Below are 18,493 nucleotides of genomic sequence, written 5' to 3'. Positions count from 1 at the left end.
TATGGGGTCAAACAGGCTATGGCGGGGAAATTCGAACGAATACGGGTCAAGATACCTTTCGGATACAAGTTAATGTTTTCGTACTGCGTATTTATCATTATACCGGTGCTGCTTGTCGGTCAGATTGCGAATCAGGTCTTCGTGAAGTCCACCCGAGAGCAGACGTATAACAACATTCAGGGCACGCTTCATCAGATGAGCGAGAACATATCGTATAAGATGGAGGACATGATCCGGATATCGGATATGCTTTATTTTGATACGACCTTTAACAGCCGTCTGCGTTTTACCGAAAGCGCTTGGATAAGCTATGACACCACGATCAACGTACTGATTCCGAAGCTGGAGACCGCGGTAAGCACGGCGAACCGAAGGATCTGGTTATCGATCTACCTGCGCAACGACGACCTTAGGGAGATCTATGACAGTTATACGTATACAGACCCGCTGGACTCCAACAAACGTCTGTTTGATATTTATCAATATGACAGGCTGGAGGGCCGCTCCTGGTATAAATTATATCCGAAGGAAGAAAATTACGGCGTAACCCTTCAGTGGAAACAGATTGAGGACGATGTGAGCAACGGACGCATATCCTTGCTGCGGCGGCTGGTGGATATCAGTTCGACCATCAAACCGCAGGAGATCGGGTTCATGCGGATGAACGTCAGTATGACGGACCTGTTTGAAAGCATGGATTACAAGAAGATCGGTGACGGGACCGCATTGTATTTATCGGATGCACAGGGCCGGGTCGTTCTTTCATCAGGGGGAAAATCCACAAACGTTTTCAAAGAGAAGGAACTTCGCAAGAACGGGGACCTTCTGATTCGGAAGCCCATTCCCCAGCTCGGCTGGGATTTGATTGCCGTCGTGCCTGCTCAAATCGTGGAAAAAGACACGGTCAAAATACGTAATCTAACCTATCTGATCTGTCTGATCTGCATCGGTATCTTCTTCGTGGTCAGCATCGTGGTCTCCAGATATTTCAGCCGCCGGGTGTCCAAAATCGTATCTGTGCTGGACTCCTTCCAGGAAGGCGAATTCCATAAACGGGTATCCTTTAAGGGGAATGATGAATTTACGCATATTTCCTCTGCCTTGAACGATATGGGCAGCAACATCGGCAAGCTGATCAATGAGGTGTACCTGGCCGACCTGCAGAAAAAGGAAGCGGAGCTGGAGTCGCTGCACGCACAGATTAATCCGCATTTCTTATACAATACCCTATCCTCCATCAGCCGCCTCGCGCGGTTCGGGATGCTGGATAAACTGCAGCGTATGGTAATGGACCTGGCGAAGTTTTATCGTTTGTCGCTCAACGACGGCCGGAACATCATATCCGTGAAGAATGAATTGGAACAGGCCCAAGCTTACGTGGACATTCAAAAGATTAAATACGACGACCGGATGCAGGTTACTTATGATTTTGAGCCCGAGGTGGTCCGGTATGAAACCGTGAAATTGATTTTGCAGCCGTTTATCGAGAATGTGCTCGAGCATGCGTGGACCGGAGACTATATTCATATCCGGATAACGGCCAGATTGCTGGAAGATGCTTTGGAATTCAAAATCATCGATAATGGCGTCGGTTTCCCGCCCGGCCGCGTGCTGGATAATACAGGGGGACAGGATCTGACCAATGCGGGTTACGGCATACGAAACGTAGATCAACGGATCAAGCTTCACTACGGCAGCGAGTATGGGGTCACGTTATTCAGCCGCGCCGGCATCGGGACAACGGTAAGAATTGTCATACCGCTGGTGAAGCGAACCGTAGCGGAAGGACGCAACAAAACGCTGATGTAACAGGCAAGGAATATCTCCCGATCGTGATAGCCATGAAGAATGGGCTTGACGAGGGGAGATTTTTTCTGTATATTTACTTTATCGATTAAAAGCATAAAAGCTTAAAAGCGAACAAGTGCGAAAGTGATTATCCATGGATTGAAATCAACATCGAAATTGGAATTCATTCAGAAAGAAGGTTTATTTATGATCGTCATTACATCCAATCAAATATCAGAGGAACAAGTTCAGCATATCGTTACCGAAATTGAGAAGGAAGGGCTCCAGGCTCACGTATCGAAGGGGGCGGATCGCACGGTGATCGGCCTGATTGGCAGCGTGAACCCGAAGCTTGCGGAGCATCTTCGCCAAATGAAGGGCGTAGAGAATGTAGTTAAGATCTCCAAGTCCTACAAGCTTGCCAGCCGTGATTTCCATCCGGATGATACGGTGATCGATATTAAGGGAACCAAGATTGGCGGCGGCAATCTGGTTGTCATGGGCGGCCCATGTGCCGTTGAATCCGCGCAGCAGATTGATGAAATTGCGCAGCTGGTGAAAGCAGCAGGCGGACAAGTGCTAAGAGGGGGCGCATTTAAGCCGCGTACGGGTCCTTACAGCTTTCAGGGCGTTGGCGTCGAAGGTCTGATCATGATGGCGGAAGCTGGGCAAAAGCATGGCCTGTTGACCATTACAGAGGTGATGACGCCCGAATACGTCGATATCTGCGCGGAGTACGCCGATATTCTGCAAGTGGGCACCCGCAACATGCAAAATTTCGATCTGCTTCGGAAACTTGGCACCTGCGGCAAACCGGTTTTGCTGAAAAGAGGCTTCAGTGCAACTTATGACGAATTCCTGAACGCAGCGGAATACATTCTGGCCGGCGGCAATCCGAATGTCATGCTCTGCGAACGCGGAATCCGAACATTCGAAACTTATACCCGCAATACGCTGGATTTATCTGCCATTCCTGTTTTGCAAGGATTGAGTCACCTTCCGGTCATCTCTGACCCGAGTCACGGAACGGGCCGGCGCGAGCTGGTCGAACCGATGTCCAAGGCATCCGTCGCGGCCGGAGCCGACGGTCTTATCATTGAAATGCATACGGATCCGGACAACTCGATGACAGGCGACGGGGTCCAATCCCTGTTCCCGGACCAATTCGCCGCACTGCTTAAAGACTTGGAGCAGCTGGCTCCATTGGTAGGAAAGAGCTTTGCCACGGCCAAAGCGCCTGCTTCTGAATTCGCGCGCGTATAACACGTGTTACATGCTATAATGATATATTCGAGCATAGCGGTAAGAACACAATGAATGGCTTCGCCATCCCCTAATTTATAGTAGAAGGCACCTGCATTTTTACCGCAGGTGTCTTTTTGCTGCATTTACTTTAATTGGTTTTTCATGTCACATAACATGACACCGTTTTAAAAAATACCTTACATAGGTATTGACGTCAGGTTATCTCCCGGCATATAATGACGAAAAGAAATCGAAAGATTATGAACATTGTTAAGCTGTTTAAGTCTTAATGTTCGGAAATTGGGAGGAAGAGACATGTCGGTAGAGAAAGTATTGCAAACCATTAAAGAGAACAATATTGAGTGGGTCGATTTTCGTTTTGTAGACTTGTCGGGACGGGTGCATCACATTAGCTTGCCGGCTTCAGAAGTAGACGAAGAAACTTTCGTGAACGGGGTAGCGTTTGATGGATCTTCTATTCCAGGATTCCGCGGCATTGAAGAATCGGATATGGTCATGATGCCTGATCCGGTGTCTTGCTATATTGATCCGTTTACAGCACACCCTACACTTAACATTATGAGCAACATCTATACTCCGGAAGGCGATGCTTATGAGCGTGACCCGCGCGGAATCGCGGCTCGTGCCGAGCAATACCTTCAAGAAGCCGGCATCGGAACAGCAGCCTTCTTCGCACCGGAATCCGAGTTCTTTCTGTTCGATGAAGTCCGCTATGAAAGCTCCATGAACAGCTCCAGCTACTTCGTAGACTCCGAGGAAGCCCAGTGGAATACGAACCGCAAGGAAGAAGGCGGCAACCTGGGTTTCAAAGTAGGGGTTAAGGGCGGATATGTTCCTGTAGCTCCAGTGGATACTCAACAGGATATCCGCAGCGAAATGTGCCGTCTCCTCGACGAAGCAGGTCTTCGCGTTGAGCGTCACCACCATGAGGTGGCAACTGCCGGCCAGGCCGAAATCAATTTCCGTTTCGATACATTGAAGAAAACAGCTGACAATTTGTTGATCTATAAATATATCGTGCATAACACAGCCCGCCAATACGGCAAAACAGCTACGTTCATGCCGAAGCCATTGTTCGGGGATAACGGTAGCGGCATGCACGTTCACCAATCCATTTTCGACGGCGACACTCCGCTGTTCTACGAAAAAGGCGCTTATGCGAACCTGAGTGAAACGGCGCTGCACTACATCGGCGGTATTCTGTACCATGCGCCTGCCTTGATCGCTTTGACGAATCCGAGCACCAACTCCTTCAAACGTCTGGTACCAGGCTATGAAGCACCGGTTAACCTCGTATTCTCCAAGGGCAACCGTTCTGCCGCAGTACGGATTCCGGTTGCTGCCGTAACGCCTAAAGGCTGCCGCATCGAGTTCCGTACACCGGACTCCACAGCGAACCCTTACCTTGCATTCTCTGCTATGCTGATGGCCGGTCTGGACGGGATCAAGCGCAAAATCGATCCTACCGCACTCGGTTACGGGCCATTCGATAAAAACATTTACGAATTGTCCGACGCCGAGAAGAAGGAAATCCGCAGCGTACCGGGCTCCCTGGACGAGGCATTGGATGCACTTCAAGCAGACTATGAGTTCTTGACAGAGGGCGGCGTATTCACGCAAGAATTCCTCGAGAACTTCATCGACTTCAAGCGTGCCGAAGCCAAAGCGGTTAACATCCGCGTTCATCCGCACGAGTACTCCCTGTACTACGATATCTAATAAACAGGATTATAAAAGAGCCTGGGGCATCATGCCCCAGGCTCTTTTTGGCGGTATACACTCGTGACTGGAACCAATCCTAAGATGGCTCTGAAAGGCAAGGGGCTCATTAAGAGCTTAACGCCCTGGCTGTCCCTTTGCCCGGATGTTTATCCGAAATACCCGTAGTGATGCGTGTTGCTCCCGCAAGATTCGCGGACGATGAGTTCGGGCTCGACGACAAAGGAACTGACGGGGGACTGTTTATGGATGAGGTCGTAGAGCATGAGTGCCGCCAAGCGGCCGATTTTCTCTTTGTTTTGCCGAATCGTCGTTAGTTTAGGCGTTGTGTACTTGCAAGCCTCGATATCGTCGCAGCCGATGATCGACATGTCGTCAGGGACATTCAGACCATGCTCTTGAAGCGCTTGGATGGCGCCGATGGCAATCTGATCCGAGGCCGCAAAAATGGCGCGGGGCAGGGATCCTGTCTTAATCAGCCGTGTCATCGCTTTATATCCGCTGGCCTCATAGAAATCATCCCCGTTCAGGAACCACTCCGCGCGGGCCGGAAGGCCGAAGCTTTCCATGGCGTTGCGATAACCCGCCTCTCGCATATTGGAGATTTCGGACTCCTTGCTGCCGCCAATGAAGCCCAAGTCTCGGAAGCCCTGGAGATAAAAATGCTCCACGACCTTCGAGGACATCTTGTAATTGTCGGACATGATATGACCCGACATTTCGCCGAACAGCTCAATATCGACCCCGATGCAGGGAATATCGCTCTCATCCAGCTCCTTAATCGAGGGCTCGATTTCCTCTCCGGATATAATGACGCAGCCGTCTACCTGATAATGGCGGCACCGTCCGAGATAATCGGCATCCTCCCCCTGGAATTTCTCGTTCGAAAAAAACAGCAGATCGTAACCGAGAACCCCCATTTGCTTCTTAAAAGAATTCAGCACCTCAACAAAAAACGGGTGGGTAAAATCAACGTTCAGCTTTCCCGCAAAGATGACGCCGATTAGATTGGATTTTTTGGTTGCTAAAGTTTTCGCGGAATTGGAAGGGGTGTATCCCGTTTCTCTCATAATTTCCAACACGCGAGCTTTGGTCTCATCGGATACATCACTGTAGTTGTTGATAATTTTGGAGACGGTCGATACAGAGACCCCTGCCATTTTAGCGATTGTTTTGATGTTTAACGCCATGCGAAACGCCCCTTATTCTGTTTATAATGTCATTTCATTATTTTCGTTAATTTTCGCTAATGTTTATCGTGAATTTCCTTTATGCGTAATGTTTAGGAACAGAAAAGTTATGAGATACGTGTTTTCTGTCTAACTAAGGAGTGTGTTTTGAACGAATTTCCCATGATCCAATGAAATGATGACGGTTCACCTATGCATAAGGGCTTATCCAAGCCAAAGTATACCATCCGGCTGCCATGTTATACAACACGGGTTCGAAACAGTTTCGTAACTCAGTGTACCTGCTTTAGCGAGGTAAGTCAATGAAAGAGAACAGTCATAAAGCCTGTCAGAGTAAGAAAAGGGATGTTCTCTGTGCGGTGAAAGAAAAGTAGCGGAAAAGATAAAAAAAGCTTTGACAAACAAAATATTATGCGTAATAATAGGCCTTACGAAACCGCTTTCGGTATAATTCGCTCAATTACGAAAATTAATAATTATAGTTTCGTAACATCAAGTTTGTACAGGCCAAGAAAAAGCGGAAACATGAATCCGGTTTCATAATGAATTGCAATTTTATATCAGGGGGTAACGAACAAATGATTAAGAAGTTATCAGCAATACTTTTGGCTGGCGCACTAACCTTCTCGCTAGCAGCTTGCGGAAGCAGCGATTCAGCCGATCAAGGCGCACCTGCCAAAGGCGATAAAAAGGTCATCAAAATTTTACACTGGAAACAAGATAACATCAATAAAGCGATTGAAGAGATCAATAAGAAATTTGAAGAGAAGTATCCCGAGTATACGGTAGAGTATACCACTACGGGTCCGGATGACGAATACAAACAGGCACAGAGAGCAAGAATCACCGCCAATGACGTGGACGTCCTGGCCGATTTGTCGGGAATGAGACTCTCCCCGCAGGAATGGACGCCGGGCGCTAAAGTACCCGATTGGCAGCAATGGATCGATACCGGATTGATTGCGGATTTATCCGACCAAGCCTTCATTAAGAATTATAACGCAAACGATATCGAAAAAGCCGGAACTTATAACGATAAAGTATATGCCGTTCCTACAGGCAAGGTTGCGATGTCCGGTCTCTTCTACAACAAAGAAATCTTCGAGCAGAACGGCTTAAGCGTTCCGAAAACGTGGTCGGAGTTCATGAAGCTGAACGATGACTTGAAAGCCAAAGGCATCACACCGATTGTTGTAGCAGGTAAAGACGTATGGCCTTTGAAACTTCCAGTGTTCGCCCTGCAGGCCAAAATCCTGGGCGGCGGAGACCAGCAGAAATGGATCGAGGGCGTGTGGAAAGGCGAGACGGCTTATAACGATGAAGAAGCCATCGAGGTTTTGGAAAAAATGAAGACGCTTCAAGACAATTACATGATCGACGGCTTCATGGGGATCGATTATGCAACGGCGCCTTCCTATTTTGCAACAGGAAAAGCTGCGATGCTGGCTGACGGCTCTTGGGATGCCCCAACCGTTGCGGCAGCTAATCCAGAGTTGAAATTCGGTTACTTCCCGCTTCCGGCCACCGAGGATGCAGCGAAGAACGCCTCCTTTGTCGGCAAGTATGACGTAACATGGTATGCGGCCGAGAAAGGTCCGAACAAAGAAGGAGCCCTGAAGTGGCTTGAATTCTTCTCGGAGCCGGAAAATTACACGACATTCGTGAAGGCAGCCGGATTCATTCCGACGCAGGACAACATTCAGACGGAAAGCGACTTCATTGACAATGAACTGACTCCTTATCTCGGCGAGTTTGAATTGGCGTACGAAATCATGATGATCAACCGCCAGAATATCGGCGAGCATCTGGCTGCAGAAGGCGTTCACACGGAATTCCTGGCACCGGGCGGACCATATAAAACGGCAAAAGAGCTGGCTGACATTCAGCAGAAAGAATGGGAAGCAGCCGCTCCGAAATAAACTTCTTCTATTATAAAGAGACTTGTATAGAAAGAACCATACTGTAATCGGGGTCTGTGCAGCAGGCCCCGACATGCATTGAAATGGATTTGCGAGGTGAGAGAGATGTATCCATTTGGAAAAGGGTTTAACCGCTTCATACCATTGCTGCTGCTATTGATACCGATGGCGTTATACATCGTTTTTTATTTTGGGCCTTCAATCCTGACGGTCATCTATTCCTTTACCGATGTGAAGAACCTGCCGGGCAGCACCTATCAATTCGTCGGGCTTGATAATTACAGGGAGCTTTTCTTCTCGGGGAACTCAGGCGAGCGGTGGCGCTCGATCGTAAATACCCTGATCTTCATGTTCGTCGTGACGATCGTGCAAAACGGGGTCGCCCTGTTTATCGCCGTAATCATTAACCAGCGGCTGAAAGGCGATTACTTCTACCGCGCGGTATTCTTCCTGCCGGTCGTACTCGGCGTAGCCGTGGTTGCACTGATCTGGGGCATGATGTTCGATCCGTTGAACGGACCGGTCAATCGCCTTTATGACGCTCTTTTCGGCTATCAGGACATGTTCTTCGGCAGCTTTACCCATGCGTTCGGTTATATTATTTTCGTTCAGATCTGGATGTACATGGGCTACTCCATGCTGATCTTTCTGGCTGGTCTCCAGTCGGTTCCGAAGGATTTATACGAGGCGGGTCATATTGACGGCACCAACAAGTGGCAGTCTTTCCGCCACATCACCTTCCCCCTGATCGCTCCGTCCTTCACGGTGAATATGCTGTTATCCATTATCGGCGCCATGTCGACGTTCGATATCATATTGGCGACAACGGACGGTCGTTTCAATACTAGGACGATGGCTTACGACGTGTACAAGGAAACGTTCCGGGGAAGCTTGGAAATGGGCCTTCCTTCGGCACTGTCCGTGATCCAGTTCCTGATTATTCTCCTGTTTGTTGTCGTAGCCGTCAGACAGACGCGTAAGAGAGAGGTGGAATATTGATGCGAAATTCCAAAACCACGCAAATTCTCTCTTATGCTGTCATAGGTTTGCTGCTGATTCTGTACGTCGTTCCGCTTCTGCTCGTCTTCAATGTATCGCTCAAATCCTTCAACGAATACTTGCTCAACCCGATCGGAATCGTGAAGAACATCGAATGGGGCAACTATTCCCAGGCATGGTCTGAAGGCAATTTCGCGGGTTATTTTGCGAATAGCCTGATCTATACGGTGACGGCGACGGTGCTGACCATCATCGTATCGTTGTTTGCGGCGTTTCCGGTCGCACGCGGTTATGTGATGTGGAGCAGCTTTATCTACATGTTCTTTTTGCTGTCCCAGTTCCTTCCGAACCCGATGGTTGCGCAGTATAAATTGATGCTGTCCTTCAAGGAAAGCGTTTCGTTCTTCGGGTATGATACCAAGCTCGGCTATATCCTGCTGAAAACGACGGGGACGGGCGTGGTGTTCATGATGTTCGTCGGTTACATCAAGTCGATCAGCCGCGATCTGGATGAGGCGGCAGGCATGGATGGCTCCGGCTATATCCGTTACTTGTTCCAGATCATTCTGCCGCTGATGAAGCCGGTGATCGCAACGGGCGTCATTCTGACCGCCATCGGAATCTGGAACGATTTTGTCGGTCCGATCATGTACCTGCCGAGTCCGTCCAACTATCCCATTACGTTCGGCCTGAAAGAATTCAGAGGGCAGTACGGGAATAACTGGCCGCTGCTTGCATGCGGAATTACGATCGTTGCCGCACCATTGATCATTCTGTATACGTTCATACAGAAGTATCTGGTGGACGGTGCCCTGGCGGGAGCCGTCAAATCCTAAGGCATAGAGGGGAAGAAAAAGCGATATGAAATCAACGGGATGGAAGTTCGAGGGGGATCAGGGCGTCTTTACGCTGCGTGATCCTGAACTTCATAACTATTTATATTTTCCTTTGGTCAACGAGGCGGGCATGATGTCGGCCATCTCGCCGAATCTTCACGGCGAAATGACCAGCAGCCACAATACGTTTTTGATGTCGCCGGTATCGGTGGAGGATCTTCATAATTCCAAGTCCGCGCGCAACTTTTGGGTGCACATCGACGGGCATGGCGCATGGTCCGTATCCGGAAACTCCGCGAGGCAGAATGCGAAACGGTTCATGCATCAGGATGAAGAGAGCCAATTGGAAGCCGGGTTCCTATGGCACAAGCTGAAACGGATGAACGGGGAGGCCGGACTGCAAACGGAAGTGACCAGCTTCGTGCCGGTGACCGATGACCAGATCGAGTTAATGAAAGTAACGCTGATCAATGTAGGCCAGCAGACGCTTAAACTGACCCCTACCGCGGCTGTTCCGCTGTATGGCCGTTCGGCGGATGATCTGCGGGACCATCGTCATGTGACATCCCTGCTGCATCGCATTTATGTCCATCGGGAAGGGGTCGAAGTGCAGCCCGTGCTCTCGTTTGACGAGCGGGGTCACCGCATCAATCGCGTATCCTACAGCGTGCTGGGTGCGGAGGGGGACGGTTCAGCCCCAATCGGTTATTTCCCGGTGCTCGAGGAATACATCGGGGAGGGCGGGGCTCTCGATTGGCCCGAGGCCGTCATTGCCAATAAGCCGGCATATGCGCAGGCTGGAGACTCCATGGAAGGGTACGAGGCCCTTGGCGGCCTGCGGTTCGCGGAGGCGGAGCTGCGGCCCGGTGAATCCAAAGCCTATGTTATGGCAATGGTCATAGCGAAGGATCGCGCAGACATCGAAAGGCTGTCCGAAACGTATTTATCGGAGAAGCGGTTTGATGAGCTGCTTGCGCAGAACGAAGCCTATTGGAATGAGAAACTGAATACGGTATCCTTCCAGACGGGCGATCCGCAGCAGGATCTATGGATGAAATGGGTTACCCTGCAGCCGATCCTGCGCCGTTTATACGGGAATTCCTTTCTTCCTTATCATGATTACGGCCGAGGTGGCCGCGGATGGCGCGACTTGTGGCAGGATTGCCTGGCCTTGATGATTATGGAGCCTGCCGAGGTTCGGTATCTGCTGCTCAATAACTATGCGGGCGTCCGGATTGACGGAAGCAATGCTACGATCATCGGCACGAAGCCGGGCGAATTCGTTGCTGACCGGAACAACATTCCGCGCGTATGGATGGATCACGGCGCTTGGCCTTTCATGACCACGCTGCTTTACATCGATCAGAGCGGGGATATGGATTTTCTGAAGCAGCCGCAGACCTATTTCCGTGACGTATTCGTAAAACGCTGCCAGGAGAAGGACGCCGGATGGCTGCCTGAGCACGGGAATCGACTCTTGACCGTCAGCGGCGAGGTATACGAAGGTACGGTCCTGGAGCATATGCTGCTTCAAAATCTGGTGCCGTTCTTTAACGTCGGCGAACACAACAACATCAAACTCGAGGGAGCCGACTGGAACGACGGTCTGGACCTTGCTCCGGGCAGAGGGGAGAGCGTGGCCTTCACGGCGTTTTATGCCAGCAATTTGATGCAGCTTGGCGATCTGCTGCTGGCGTGGCAGGATACGGAAGGCGTCGAGCATGTGGAAATAGCGGAGGAAATGGCGGTGCTTCTCGATTCGGTGACGGCTCCCGTCTCGTACGAGGATGTGCAGGGCAAGCTGAATTTGCTGGATAGCTATTATGAGGCCGTCAAGGCGTCCGTGACCGGGAACAAACGGAAATTCAGCATTGCGGACGTTGTGCAGGATTTGAAGCTGAAGGCGGATTGGCTCATTCAAAATTTGCGCTGCAACGAATGGATCACGAGCCAAGAAGGGTACTCCTGGTTTAACGGGTATTACAATAATGACGGCGCCCGCGTGGAAGGCGATCATCCCCTGGGTGTGCGCATGACGCTAACAGGCCAGGTCTTTGCCGTCATGGGAGGAATTGCGGACGATGAACAGGTAGGGCACATCACGAAGTCTGTTGACCGTTACTTAAAAGACCCTAGCATCGGTTACCGCCTCAATTCGAACTTTGGCGAGATCCAACAAAACCTCGGGCGGGCATTCGGCTTCGCGTTCGGACATAAAGAGAATGGGGCCATGTTTAGCCATATGAGCGTCATGTACGCCAATGCGCTTTATAAGAGAGGTTTTGTCCAAGAGGGCTACGAGGTATTGCGTTCGATTTATGATCTGAGCCAGGATTTTGAACGCAGCCGCATGTATCCGGGCATTCCCGAGTACATTAACGAGAAGGGAAGGGGGATGTATCCCTACCTTACCGGGTCGGCAAGCTGGCTGCTGCTCACCATGCTGACCGAGGTGTTTGGAGTGAAAGGGAACCGGGGACATCTTCGCCTGGAACCGAAACTAAGGTCTGCTCAATTCGATACCGACGGCCATGCCACGGTCACTACCGGGTTTGCCGGAAAACAGCTTCAAATCGTATACGGCAATCCAAACCGGTTGGATTACGGAAGCTACGCGATTCAATCGGTTATGCTGAACGGTGAAAAGATACAGCTGCGCAGTCAAGAACCCGGGGCCGTCGAGCTGGATCGCAGCATGCTGTCCTCGTTATCCGGCAGCGAGCGGATATTGATTCACGTCGAGCTTGCCTGATTCGCACTTATAAAAATTACGGAAGCCCTGGCAGACAAGTCGGCCGGGGCTTCTTCATCATGAATGGAGCGATGCTTTGTGGGACATCAACTAGCGAACGGACGATTGGAAGTCGAAATAGCGAAAGTCGGACGTTATCAAGGCACGCGTTTTGACCGCACGGGTTTCATCACCCAGGTGAAATTGACCGAGAGCGGCCATACCTTCTGTGTTCATGAGTTTGCGGAAGGGTTTAACCCGCAGGCCGGGTCCGGGTTATGCAACGAGTTCGGACTCCATGAAGGGATGGGGTACGCGGAGGCCGAAGTTGGAGATTGGTTTCCTAAATTGGGGGTGGGCCTTCTTAAACGGGTCAGCGAGGCCCCGTATAACTTTCAGTATGCGTATCCGGCGGAGCCTTTCGATGTGGATGTCATTTCGGGTGACTCGAACATCTCCTATACGGTTCGTTCCAGGAGCATAAACGGCTATGCAGCAAGATTGGTGAAGAAGATCTCGATTGAGGATACCGTATTAACGATAGATTACGAGCTTATTAACGAAGGAAGCCGAAGGATCGATACGGAGGAGTATGTCCATAATTTCATAGGGATCAACGAGGAAGCGGTAGGACCCGGGTATAAGCTGAAGCTGCCGGTTCCTGTCCGGTTTATGGAGGTCGAATCTGACTACACCTCGGACTTGCTGTCTGTCCAGGATAACGAGATAGGCTGGACCGCCAGACCGCATAAGCCCTTCTATGGAAGAATGAAAGGCTTCAACGGCGGCGATTATCCATATTCATGGGAGCTGACGCACAGTGCCCGCAGGGCAGGGGTAAGGGAGATCAGCGATTTTCCGGTTGCGCATATGGCCCTGTGGGGGACCGGACACGTTATTTCGCCGGAAGTGTTTGTTCGATTAAGCCTGGCCCCCGGAGAAAAGAGATCTTGGAGCAGAAAGTACCAATTCTTCTGCTGGTAACCGGAACAATTTAATGTGAATAATTACACTTGAAGGTCTATGGGATTGTTGCTATGATTAGCGTTAATTAGCATTCATAGTAGAGAAAGGGTGGAGAGTCTTTTGAGCAAGAGAGCATACAATTTTAACGCAGGACCTGCTGCATTGCCGCTTGAAGTGTTGGAGCGCGCCCAGGCCGAATTCGTCAATTACGGAAATACCGGCATGTCGATTATGGAAATGTCTCATCGCGGCGCCGTTTATGAAGCCGTTCATAACGAAGCGCAGGAGCGCCTGCTGTCCCTGCTGGGGAATCCATCCGGGTACAAGGTATTGTTCATCCAGGGCGGCGCAAGCACGCAATTCGCCATGATTCCGATGAACTTCCTGGGTCAAGGCCAGGTTGCGAACTACGTGATGACGGGAAGCTGGGCGGACAAGGCTATTAAAGAAGCCAAGCTGATCGGCGATACCCATGTGGCGGCATCTTCCGAAGAGAGCAAATACATGACTCTGCCCCGCATTCAAGACATTAAGCTGTCGGACAATGCAGCTTATCTCCATCTGACTTCCAATGAAACCATTGAAGGCACCCAGTTTAAGGAATTCCCGGATACCGGTTCCGTTCCGCTCATCGGTGATATGTCAAGCGATATTCTCAGCCGTCCATTCGATATGAACCAGTTCGCGATGGTGTATGCGGGTGCGCAGAAGAACCTCGGACCATCCGGCGTGGCGGTCGTGATCGTCAGAGAGGACATGATTACAGATTCTCCTAAACATCTGCCGACTATGCTTCGCTACAATACGTATTTGAAAAATAACTCGCTGTACAACACGCCGCCTTCTTTCGGCATTTACATGATCAACGAAGTGCTGAAGTGGATTGAGGAGAAGGGCGGCCTCCAAGGTGTTCAACAGTTGAATCGCAAGAAAGCGGCTCTGATCTATGATGCCATCGACAGCAGCGAAGGCTTCTACCGCGGCTGCGTGAACGCAGAGGTGCGTTCCGATATGAACATTACGTTCCGTCTTGCCTCCGAGGAGCTGGAGAAGGAATTCGTGAAGGCTTCGGAGCAAGCAGGTTTTGTCGGCCTCAAGGGCCACCGCAGCGTCGGCGGTTTGCGGGCTTCCGCGTATAATGCCGTTCCTTACGAGAGCGCTCAGGCCCTCGTGGAATTCATGCAGGAGTTCAAGAACAGCCACAGCTAATTTCATGAGATCAACGACGATAACCTTCCGCCAAGCTGGCGGAAGGTTATTTCTGGATATCCCGGGAATTCGGAAGGGAATCGGTTATAATAAGAATAAAAATAAACAGAAGAAAAGGTGGACTTATCAACATGGCATTACACATCGTACTAGTCGAACCGGAAATTCCAGCCAATACGGGCAATATCGCCAGAACCTGTGCCGCCACGGGCACGCATCTGCACCTGGTCCGTCCACTCGGCTTTAATACAGACGACAAGACATTGAAACGGGCCGGACTGGATTACTGGTACGCCGTACATATTGAATATCACGATTCCTTTGAGGAATTGCAGGCGCTCTATCCGGAAGGGCGTTATTTCTACGCTACGACGAAGGCTACCAAGCGTTACATGGACATCGAATATCAGGATGGGGATTTTTTGGTGTTCGGCAAAGAAACCAAGGGATTGCCTCCGGAACTGCTGGCCGCAAATGCCGAGCATTGCATCCGCATGCCGATGACGGATAAGGTCCGATCGTTAAATCTGTCCAACTCCGCGGCGATTATGGTATATGAGGCATTGCGCCAGCTGGATTTCCCGGGTATGGAATAAGAACAGCTGAAAAATCGCGCATTTTTGGGGAAAATCATCCAGTATACCTAGTTGATGTTGAAAAAAACTAAGAAATTCTTAACATCCAGCAGGATTCGACAACTTTTTATCGAACTATTATACTAGGCCCTTGTTATCAGTTCTGGAACTGTGGTGTCAGAAATCACTTGTTGAAAATGAAAGAGGTGTACAATCGTTATGAAACCTGCTGGTGTTGTCCGTAAAGTTGATCAGCTGGGAAGAATCGTTCTGCCTAAGTCTCTGCGCAAGAGATATCAAATGAACGAGGGGGATCCCGTAGAAATCCTTGTACAGGGGGACCATATTATATTGGAGCGCTATCGCCCGAAATGCGTCTTCTGTGGCTCCATGGACGGCGTAAGCGAGTTTAAGGAGCGCTATATCTGTTCGCAATGCATGTCCGAAATGCAGCAGCTTCCTAAACATGCCTAATGTCCTTATATGTGAACGATGAAATTCCTTTTGAGCATCGCTGATGAGCGGTGCCTTTTTTGTCCGAAAAAAATAAAACTCCCCCGATATACGAGGGAGTCGCCTTACAGGCCTTTGGTTTTGTCATCGTTGTATGCCGCGGTCCAAATGCCAACCATATAAAGGGCGAATACGAGCATGACGATCCAAAATGTTAATGAGAACGACATTCATGCCACCTCCTGCTAAGCTAACTTTATTATAACCACCTTAGGCCAAAAAATAAACGAGAATATGAGTGCCGACTCTATCATTTGAAAAACAAGAAGTGCGTGGGTACCGGCCGCAGACTGCCGTCCGACGGCTTATTCACGACGCGTCCGTTCAGAACAAGGGATGCGGAACCGCCGCCATCCAGGTTATAGGCGTCGATCACGCCCATTTTTTTCAGTTTGGTTTGCAGCTCTTGCAGCGTGGCTCCCGATTTCCCCTTCTCATCATATCCTTCGGTAACGAGGATGAGCAGCTGATCGTCCTTGTAATTGCCGATGACCGTGCGTGGTGCCCGGCCGGGAGTCGTTTTCCATTTGTCGGGGATCGTCGTTTTCCTGCCGTTTTGGAGCAGCACCGGCACAAAGGTGGCCCCGAACATCGGATCGAGCCGATCAAGGTCGCTCTGGCTGTAGAACTTGCCGCCGATCAGCTTGCCGGATTTGCTCAGGCCGACAAAGGCCAGATCCTTAAAGCTCGGTTGAAATCCCGAGACGTATTTGCCGTCGTAAAAAGTCGTGCTCAGCGGATGTCTGCCCCCGTTCCCGTCAGCGTATCCCCCGGCATTAATCCCCGCAACGGCGCCATGCCGGCTTACGGCGCGCATCGTGGTTTCGACGGATCCGGGTCTGCCGCTTTCGCTGCCGAGCGACATCTTCATTGCGGAAGGATCCTTCAGTTTGACCTTCATCGCATAGCCATGATAGGTGCCCGGATTGATCTTGTACAATTCGATTCGTATCCGGTCGCTGTTGACCGTCTCGATCGGGACACCCAGTTTGGCTGTAATCCGGCGATTATAGATTTGCTCCGGCCGCGCGGCCTGTGATTCCGCTGTTTTCAGAATGGTTCCTACCGTAGCGGTCGTTTGCCGATAGAGCTTGGCCGTTTTTTCAATGGAGGATATCGTCTGTTCTGCTGAGACTGCAGCTTGATCCAGATCCTGCTTGATCATGGCGGACTGCTCCGATATGCTGCCCGACGGTATGTACTCCGCGGTTTCGTGCGACAAGCGCGGCGGCTCGGTGATTAACCACATACACAGCAGCATCCCGATAAATGGTGCAATGGCAAGCATAAACGTACGGTTTAACTGTTTGGGACGGATATACTTCAGTTTTCTCACTTCAGCAGCTCCATCTTGCGTTCCAGCTCTTTCAGCTGTTTCTCGACTTGGCTCAATTGACTGTACAGCTTGTTGCTGTTGTCCGTCTTGCCGCTGGCCTGATCCTTGGTAAAGGTCAGCAGCTCATTAAACGATTGAACCTTGCTCTGCATCTCGTCCATTTCCTGAACCAGCTCGTTAAACCTTTGGTCGTACTCCGCTTTGAATGCCGCCATCTCCTGGCGCGTATCCTGCTGCAGCTGCACCACGACTTGCTCTTTCAGATGATTGCTATATAGGTAGGCTGCGGTGGTACCCAGCCCGATCAGCACAATCCAAAATACCCAGAACCATTTGGCGGATGGCCCCTTTTGATGCACTTCCTCACGGGATTTATAGGGGGTATTGTTTTCCGGCTCCAACATTGGCATTTCATCACCCCTCAAAATCTATCATTTTTTCCAGGTATCATTCTATCATGTCAGGATTACTTTCGCAAAGACGAACCAATAGCACTTGTTTTTATGAAAAAGAGATTGCTTAGAAAGTTAGAGTGGGATACAATCTGTATAGATTTGATTATCAATTAGGATACATATAAGACATTCGCCATGCATGCCGTCATTATCCCTGCGCCTATAGGATTAATTAACCCTTTTTCTATGCGAATAACGGCTGGAATTTGCGTCTGTCCATATCTGCAAACAACGGGAATTCGCAATGACGGTAACGCAAGGAATTGACGGCGCTTACTTAATAGAGATGCTAGGGAGCCAAGTTTGTTGATACAGGAGGTCTATTAGAAAATGAATCAGGTTTGGCGGGTAGTTATCGTCGGAAGTCAACCTACAAGCATGCTGGGAACGAAATTGATTTTGGAAGAGCAGCAGGATCTGCTCGTTGAGGGAATGACATCCTCGGGTTCGGAAGGGCTTCGAATGGTCGAGGATTTGCTTCCTGACTTGGTACTATTGGATTATCATTTGTCGGATCATACGTCCGAAGCGGTGTTGGAGCAGATGAAGCTGCTGTCACCGAAGACCCATGTCGTCATTATGACCGATAATGACGGGCTTCCCTTGCTCCAGTCTTTGATCAGTCGCGGCGCGAGCGGCCTGTTGTCCAAGCAGGCATCCACTTTCCAGCTCATACATATGATTACCGGACTTCGGGAGGGCATTGCCTCGCTGCCGCTCGACTGGGTAAGGCAAGGCATCTGGCCGCTGACGGCCTCTGCGATGAACGAAGGCGGGCTCCAGCTCTCCGAGACGGAGGCTTTTATAATGGAACGGATCGTCCAGGGCATTACGTACGACAAAATCGCCATGGAAATTCAGGTAAGCCGCCGCTCGATCGACAACTACCTTCGCAAAATATACGTGAAGCTCGGGGTTTCCACCCGTGCGCAGGCCATCGAGAAGTATGCCCTGTACACCCGCCAAGGCAGACAAATTTATGCCTAATGCA

15 protein-coding genes are annotated in these 18,493 nt (G+C 50.3%); 12 read left to right on the top strand and 3 right to left on the bottom strand.

Annotated elements, in window-relative coordinates:
* Positions 1–18: 18 nt before the first annotated feature.
* The 3 genes from MHI43_RS25680 (at position 19) to glnA (ending at position 4,773) form a co-directional block, all read left to right on the top strand.
* On the top strand, positions 19–1,809 hold the full coding sequence (locus tag MHI43_RS25680; RefSeq protein WP_036659956.1) for a sensor histidine kinase: 1,791 nt from the start codon (positions 19–21) through the stop codon (positions 1,807–1,809).
* Positions 1,810–1,995: 186 nt separating this feature from the next.
* Positions 1,996–3,051: a 3-deoxy-7-phosphoheptulonate synthase gene (gene aroF / locus MHI43_RS25675; protein WP_015737112.1), complete on the top strand. Its 1,056-nt coding sequence runs from the start codon at positions 1,996–1,998 to the stop codon at positions 3,049–3,051.
* A gap of 297 nt (positions 3,052–3,348) precedes the next feature.
* Complete coding sequence (gene glnA / locus MHI43_RS25670; RefSeq protein ID WP_015737111.1) at positions 3,349–4,773, top strand: type I glutamate--ammonia ligase; 1,425 nt, start codon at positions 3,349–3,351, stop codon at positions 4,771–4,773.
* A gap of 149 nt (positions 4,774–4,922) precedes the next feature.
* Here the strand turns inward: glnA and MHI43_RS25665 are convergent, their stop codons facing one another.
* A complete protein-coding gene (locus MHI43_RS25665) occupies positions 4,923–5,963 on the bottom strand; it encodes a LacI family DNA-binding transcriptional regulator (RefSeq protein WP_036659955.1) in 1,041 nt (346 codons plus the stop codon).
* Positions 5,964–6,541: 578 nt separating this feature from the next.
* Here MHI43_RS25665 and MHI43_RS25660 point away from each other — a divergent pair.
* The 8 genes from MHI43_RS25660 (at position 6,542) to MHI43_RS25625 (ending at position 15,672) form a co-directional block, all read left to right on the top strand.
* Positions 6,542–7,882: an extracellular solute-binding protein gene (locus MHI43_RS25660; RefSeq protein ID WP_036659952.1), complete on the top strand. Its 1,341-nt coding sequence runs from the start codon at positions 6,542–6,544 to the stop codon at positions 7,880–7,882.
* 105 nt (positions 7,883–7,987) lie between these two features.
* Positions 7,988–8,881, top strand: coding sequence for a sugar ABC transporter permease (locus MHI43_RS25655; RefSeq protein ID WP_009595691.1), 894 nt, complete (start codon positions 7,988–7,990; stop codon positions 8,879–8,881).
* Entirely contained in the window at positions 8,881–9,717 is an 837-nt protein-coding gene (locus MHI43_RS25650; protein ID WP_036659950.1) for a carbohydrate ABC transporter permease, read from the top strand. The genes MHI43_RS25655 and MHI43_RS25650 overlap by 1 nt, the downstream gene beginning before the upstream one ends.
* A 25-nt stretch (positions 9,718–9,742) precedes the next feature.
* Positions 9,743–12,469 carry a cellobiose phosphorylase gene (locus MHI43_RS25645; RefSeq protein ID WP_036659948.1) on the top strand — a complete coding sequence of 909 codons (2,727 nt, stop codon included), beginning with the start codon at positions 9,743–9,745 and terminating at the stop codon, positions 12,467–12,469.
* Between the two features lie 78 nt (positions 12,470–12,547).
* Positions 12,548–13,432 carry a hypothetical protein gene (locus tag MHI43_RS25640; protein ID WP_036659946.1) on the top strand — a complete coding sequence of 295 codons (885 nt, stop codon included), beginning with the start codon at positions 12,548–12,550 and terminating at the stop codon, positions 13,430–13,432.
* A 102-nt stretch (positions 13,433–13,534) separates the two neighbouring features.
* The gene (serC, locus tag MHI43_RS25635; protein WP_036659944.1) at positions 13,535–14,623 is read left to right on the top strand and encodes a 3-phosphoserine/phosphohydroxythreonine transaminase; all 1,089 of its coding nucleotides are present in this window, start codon (positions 13,535–13,537) and stop codon (positions 14,621–14,623) included.
* A 131-nt stretch (positions 14,624–14,754) separates the two neighbouring features.
* Positions 14,755–15,219, top strand: coding sequence for a tRNA (uridine(34)/cytosine(34)/5-carboxymethylaminomethyluridine(34)-2'-O)-methyltransferase TrmL (gene trmL, locus MHI43_RS25630; protein ID WP_036659940.1), 465 nt, complete (start codon positions 14,755–14,757; stop codon positions 15,217–15,219).
* Positions 15,220–15,417: 198 nt separating this feature from the next.
* Positions 15,418–15,672 (top strand): AbrB/MazE/SpoVT family DNA-binding domain-containing protein, encoded by a 255-nt coding sequence (locus MHI43_RS25625; RefSeq protein WP_009595823.1) that lies wholly within the window; start codon positions 15,418–15,420, stop codon positions 15,670–15,672.
* A gap of 289 nt (positions 15,673–15,961) precedes the next feature.
* On the opposite strand, the gene MHI43_RS25620 is transcribed toward MHI43_RS25625, so the two are convergent.
* The gene (locus MHI43_RS25620; protein WP_036659938.1) at positions 15,962–17,047 is read right to left on the bottom strand and encodes a phosphodiester glycosidase family protein; all 1,086 of its coding nucleotides are present in this window, start codon (positions 17,045–17,047) and stop codon (positions 15,962–15,964) included.
* Positions 17,044–17,451 (bottom strand): hypothetical protein, encoded by a 408-nt coding sequence (locus MHI43_RS25615; protein ID WP_009595774.1) that lies wholly within the window; start codon positions 17,449–17,451, stop codon positions 17,044–17,046. The genes MHI43_RS25620 and MHI43_RS25615 overlap by 4 nt, the downstream gene beginning before the upstream one ends.
* Positions 17,452–17,832: 381 nt before the next feature.
* Here MHI43_RS25615 and MHI43_RS25610 point away from each other — a divergent pair, with 381 nt between their 5' ends.
* Positions 17,833–18,489 carry a response regulator gene (locus tag MHI43_RS25610; RefSeq protein WP_036659936.1) on the top strand — a complete coding sequence of 219 codons (657 nt, stop codon included), beginning with the start codon at positions 17,833–17,835 and terminating at the stop codon, positions 18,487–18,489.
* Positions 18,490–18,493 lie beyond the last annotated feature (4 nt).

This window comes from Paenibacillus sp. FSL H8-0457, assembly GCF_038051935.1.
GTDB lineage: Bacteria > Bacillota > Bacilli > Paenibacillales > Paenibacillaceae > Paenibacillus_AQ > Paenibacillus_AQ lautus_A.
Note: the sequence above shows the minus strand (reverse complement) of the source record. Positions and strands in the feature narration are given on the sequence as shown.

Excerpts from the sequence above, each read along its gene's own strand:
- MHI43_RS25680 (WP_036659956.1), top strand. The coding sequence starts at position 19 with ATGGCGGGGAAATTCGAACGAATACGGGTCAAGATACCTTTCGGATAC.
- aroF (WP_015737112.1), top strand. The coding sequence starts at position 1,996 with ATGATCGTCATTACATCCAATCAAATATCAGAGGAACAAGTTCAGCAT.
- glnA (WP_015737111.1), top strand. The coding sequence starts at position 3,349 with ATGTCGGTAGAGAAAGTATTGCAAACCATTAAAGAGAACAATATTGAG.
- MHI43_RS25665 (WP_036659955.1), bottom strand. The coding sequence starts at position 5,963 with ATGGCGTTAAACATCAAAACAATCGCTAAAATGGCAGGGGTCTCTGTA.
- MHI43_RS25660 (WP_036659952.1), top strand. The coding sequence starts at position 6,542 with ATGATTAAGAAGTTATCAGCAATACTTTTGGCTGGCGCACTAACCTTC.
- MHI43_RS25655 (WP_009595691.1), top strand. The coding sequence starts at position 7,988 with ATGTATCCATTTGGAAAAGGGTTTAACCGCTTCATACCATTGCTGCTG.
- MHI43_RS25650 (WP_036659950.1), top strand. The coding sequence starts at position 8,881 with ATGCGAAATTCCAAAACCACGCAAATTCTCTCTTATGCTGTCATAGGT.
- MHI43_RS25645 (WP_036659948.1), top strand. The coding sequence starts at position 9,743 with ATGAAATCAACGGGATGGAAGTTCGAGGGGGATCAGGGCGTCTTTACG.
- trmL (WP_036659940.1), top strand. The coding sequence starts at position 14,755 with ATGGCATTACACATCGTACTAGTCGAACCGGAAATTCCAGCCAATACG.
- MHI43_RS25625 (WP_009595823.1), top strand. The coding sequence starts at position 15,418 with ATGAAACCTGCTGGTGTTGTCCGTAAAGTTGATCAGCTGGGAAGAATC.
- MHI43_RS25615 (WP_009595774.1), bottom strand. The coding sequence starts at position 17,451 with ATGTTGGAGCCGGAAAACAATACCCCCTATAAATCCCGTGAGGAAGTG.
- MHI43_RS25610 (WP_036659936.1), top strand. The coding sequence starts at position 17,833 with ATGAATCAGGTTTGGCGGGTAGTTATCGTCGGAAGTCAACCTACAAGC.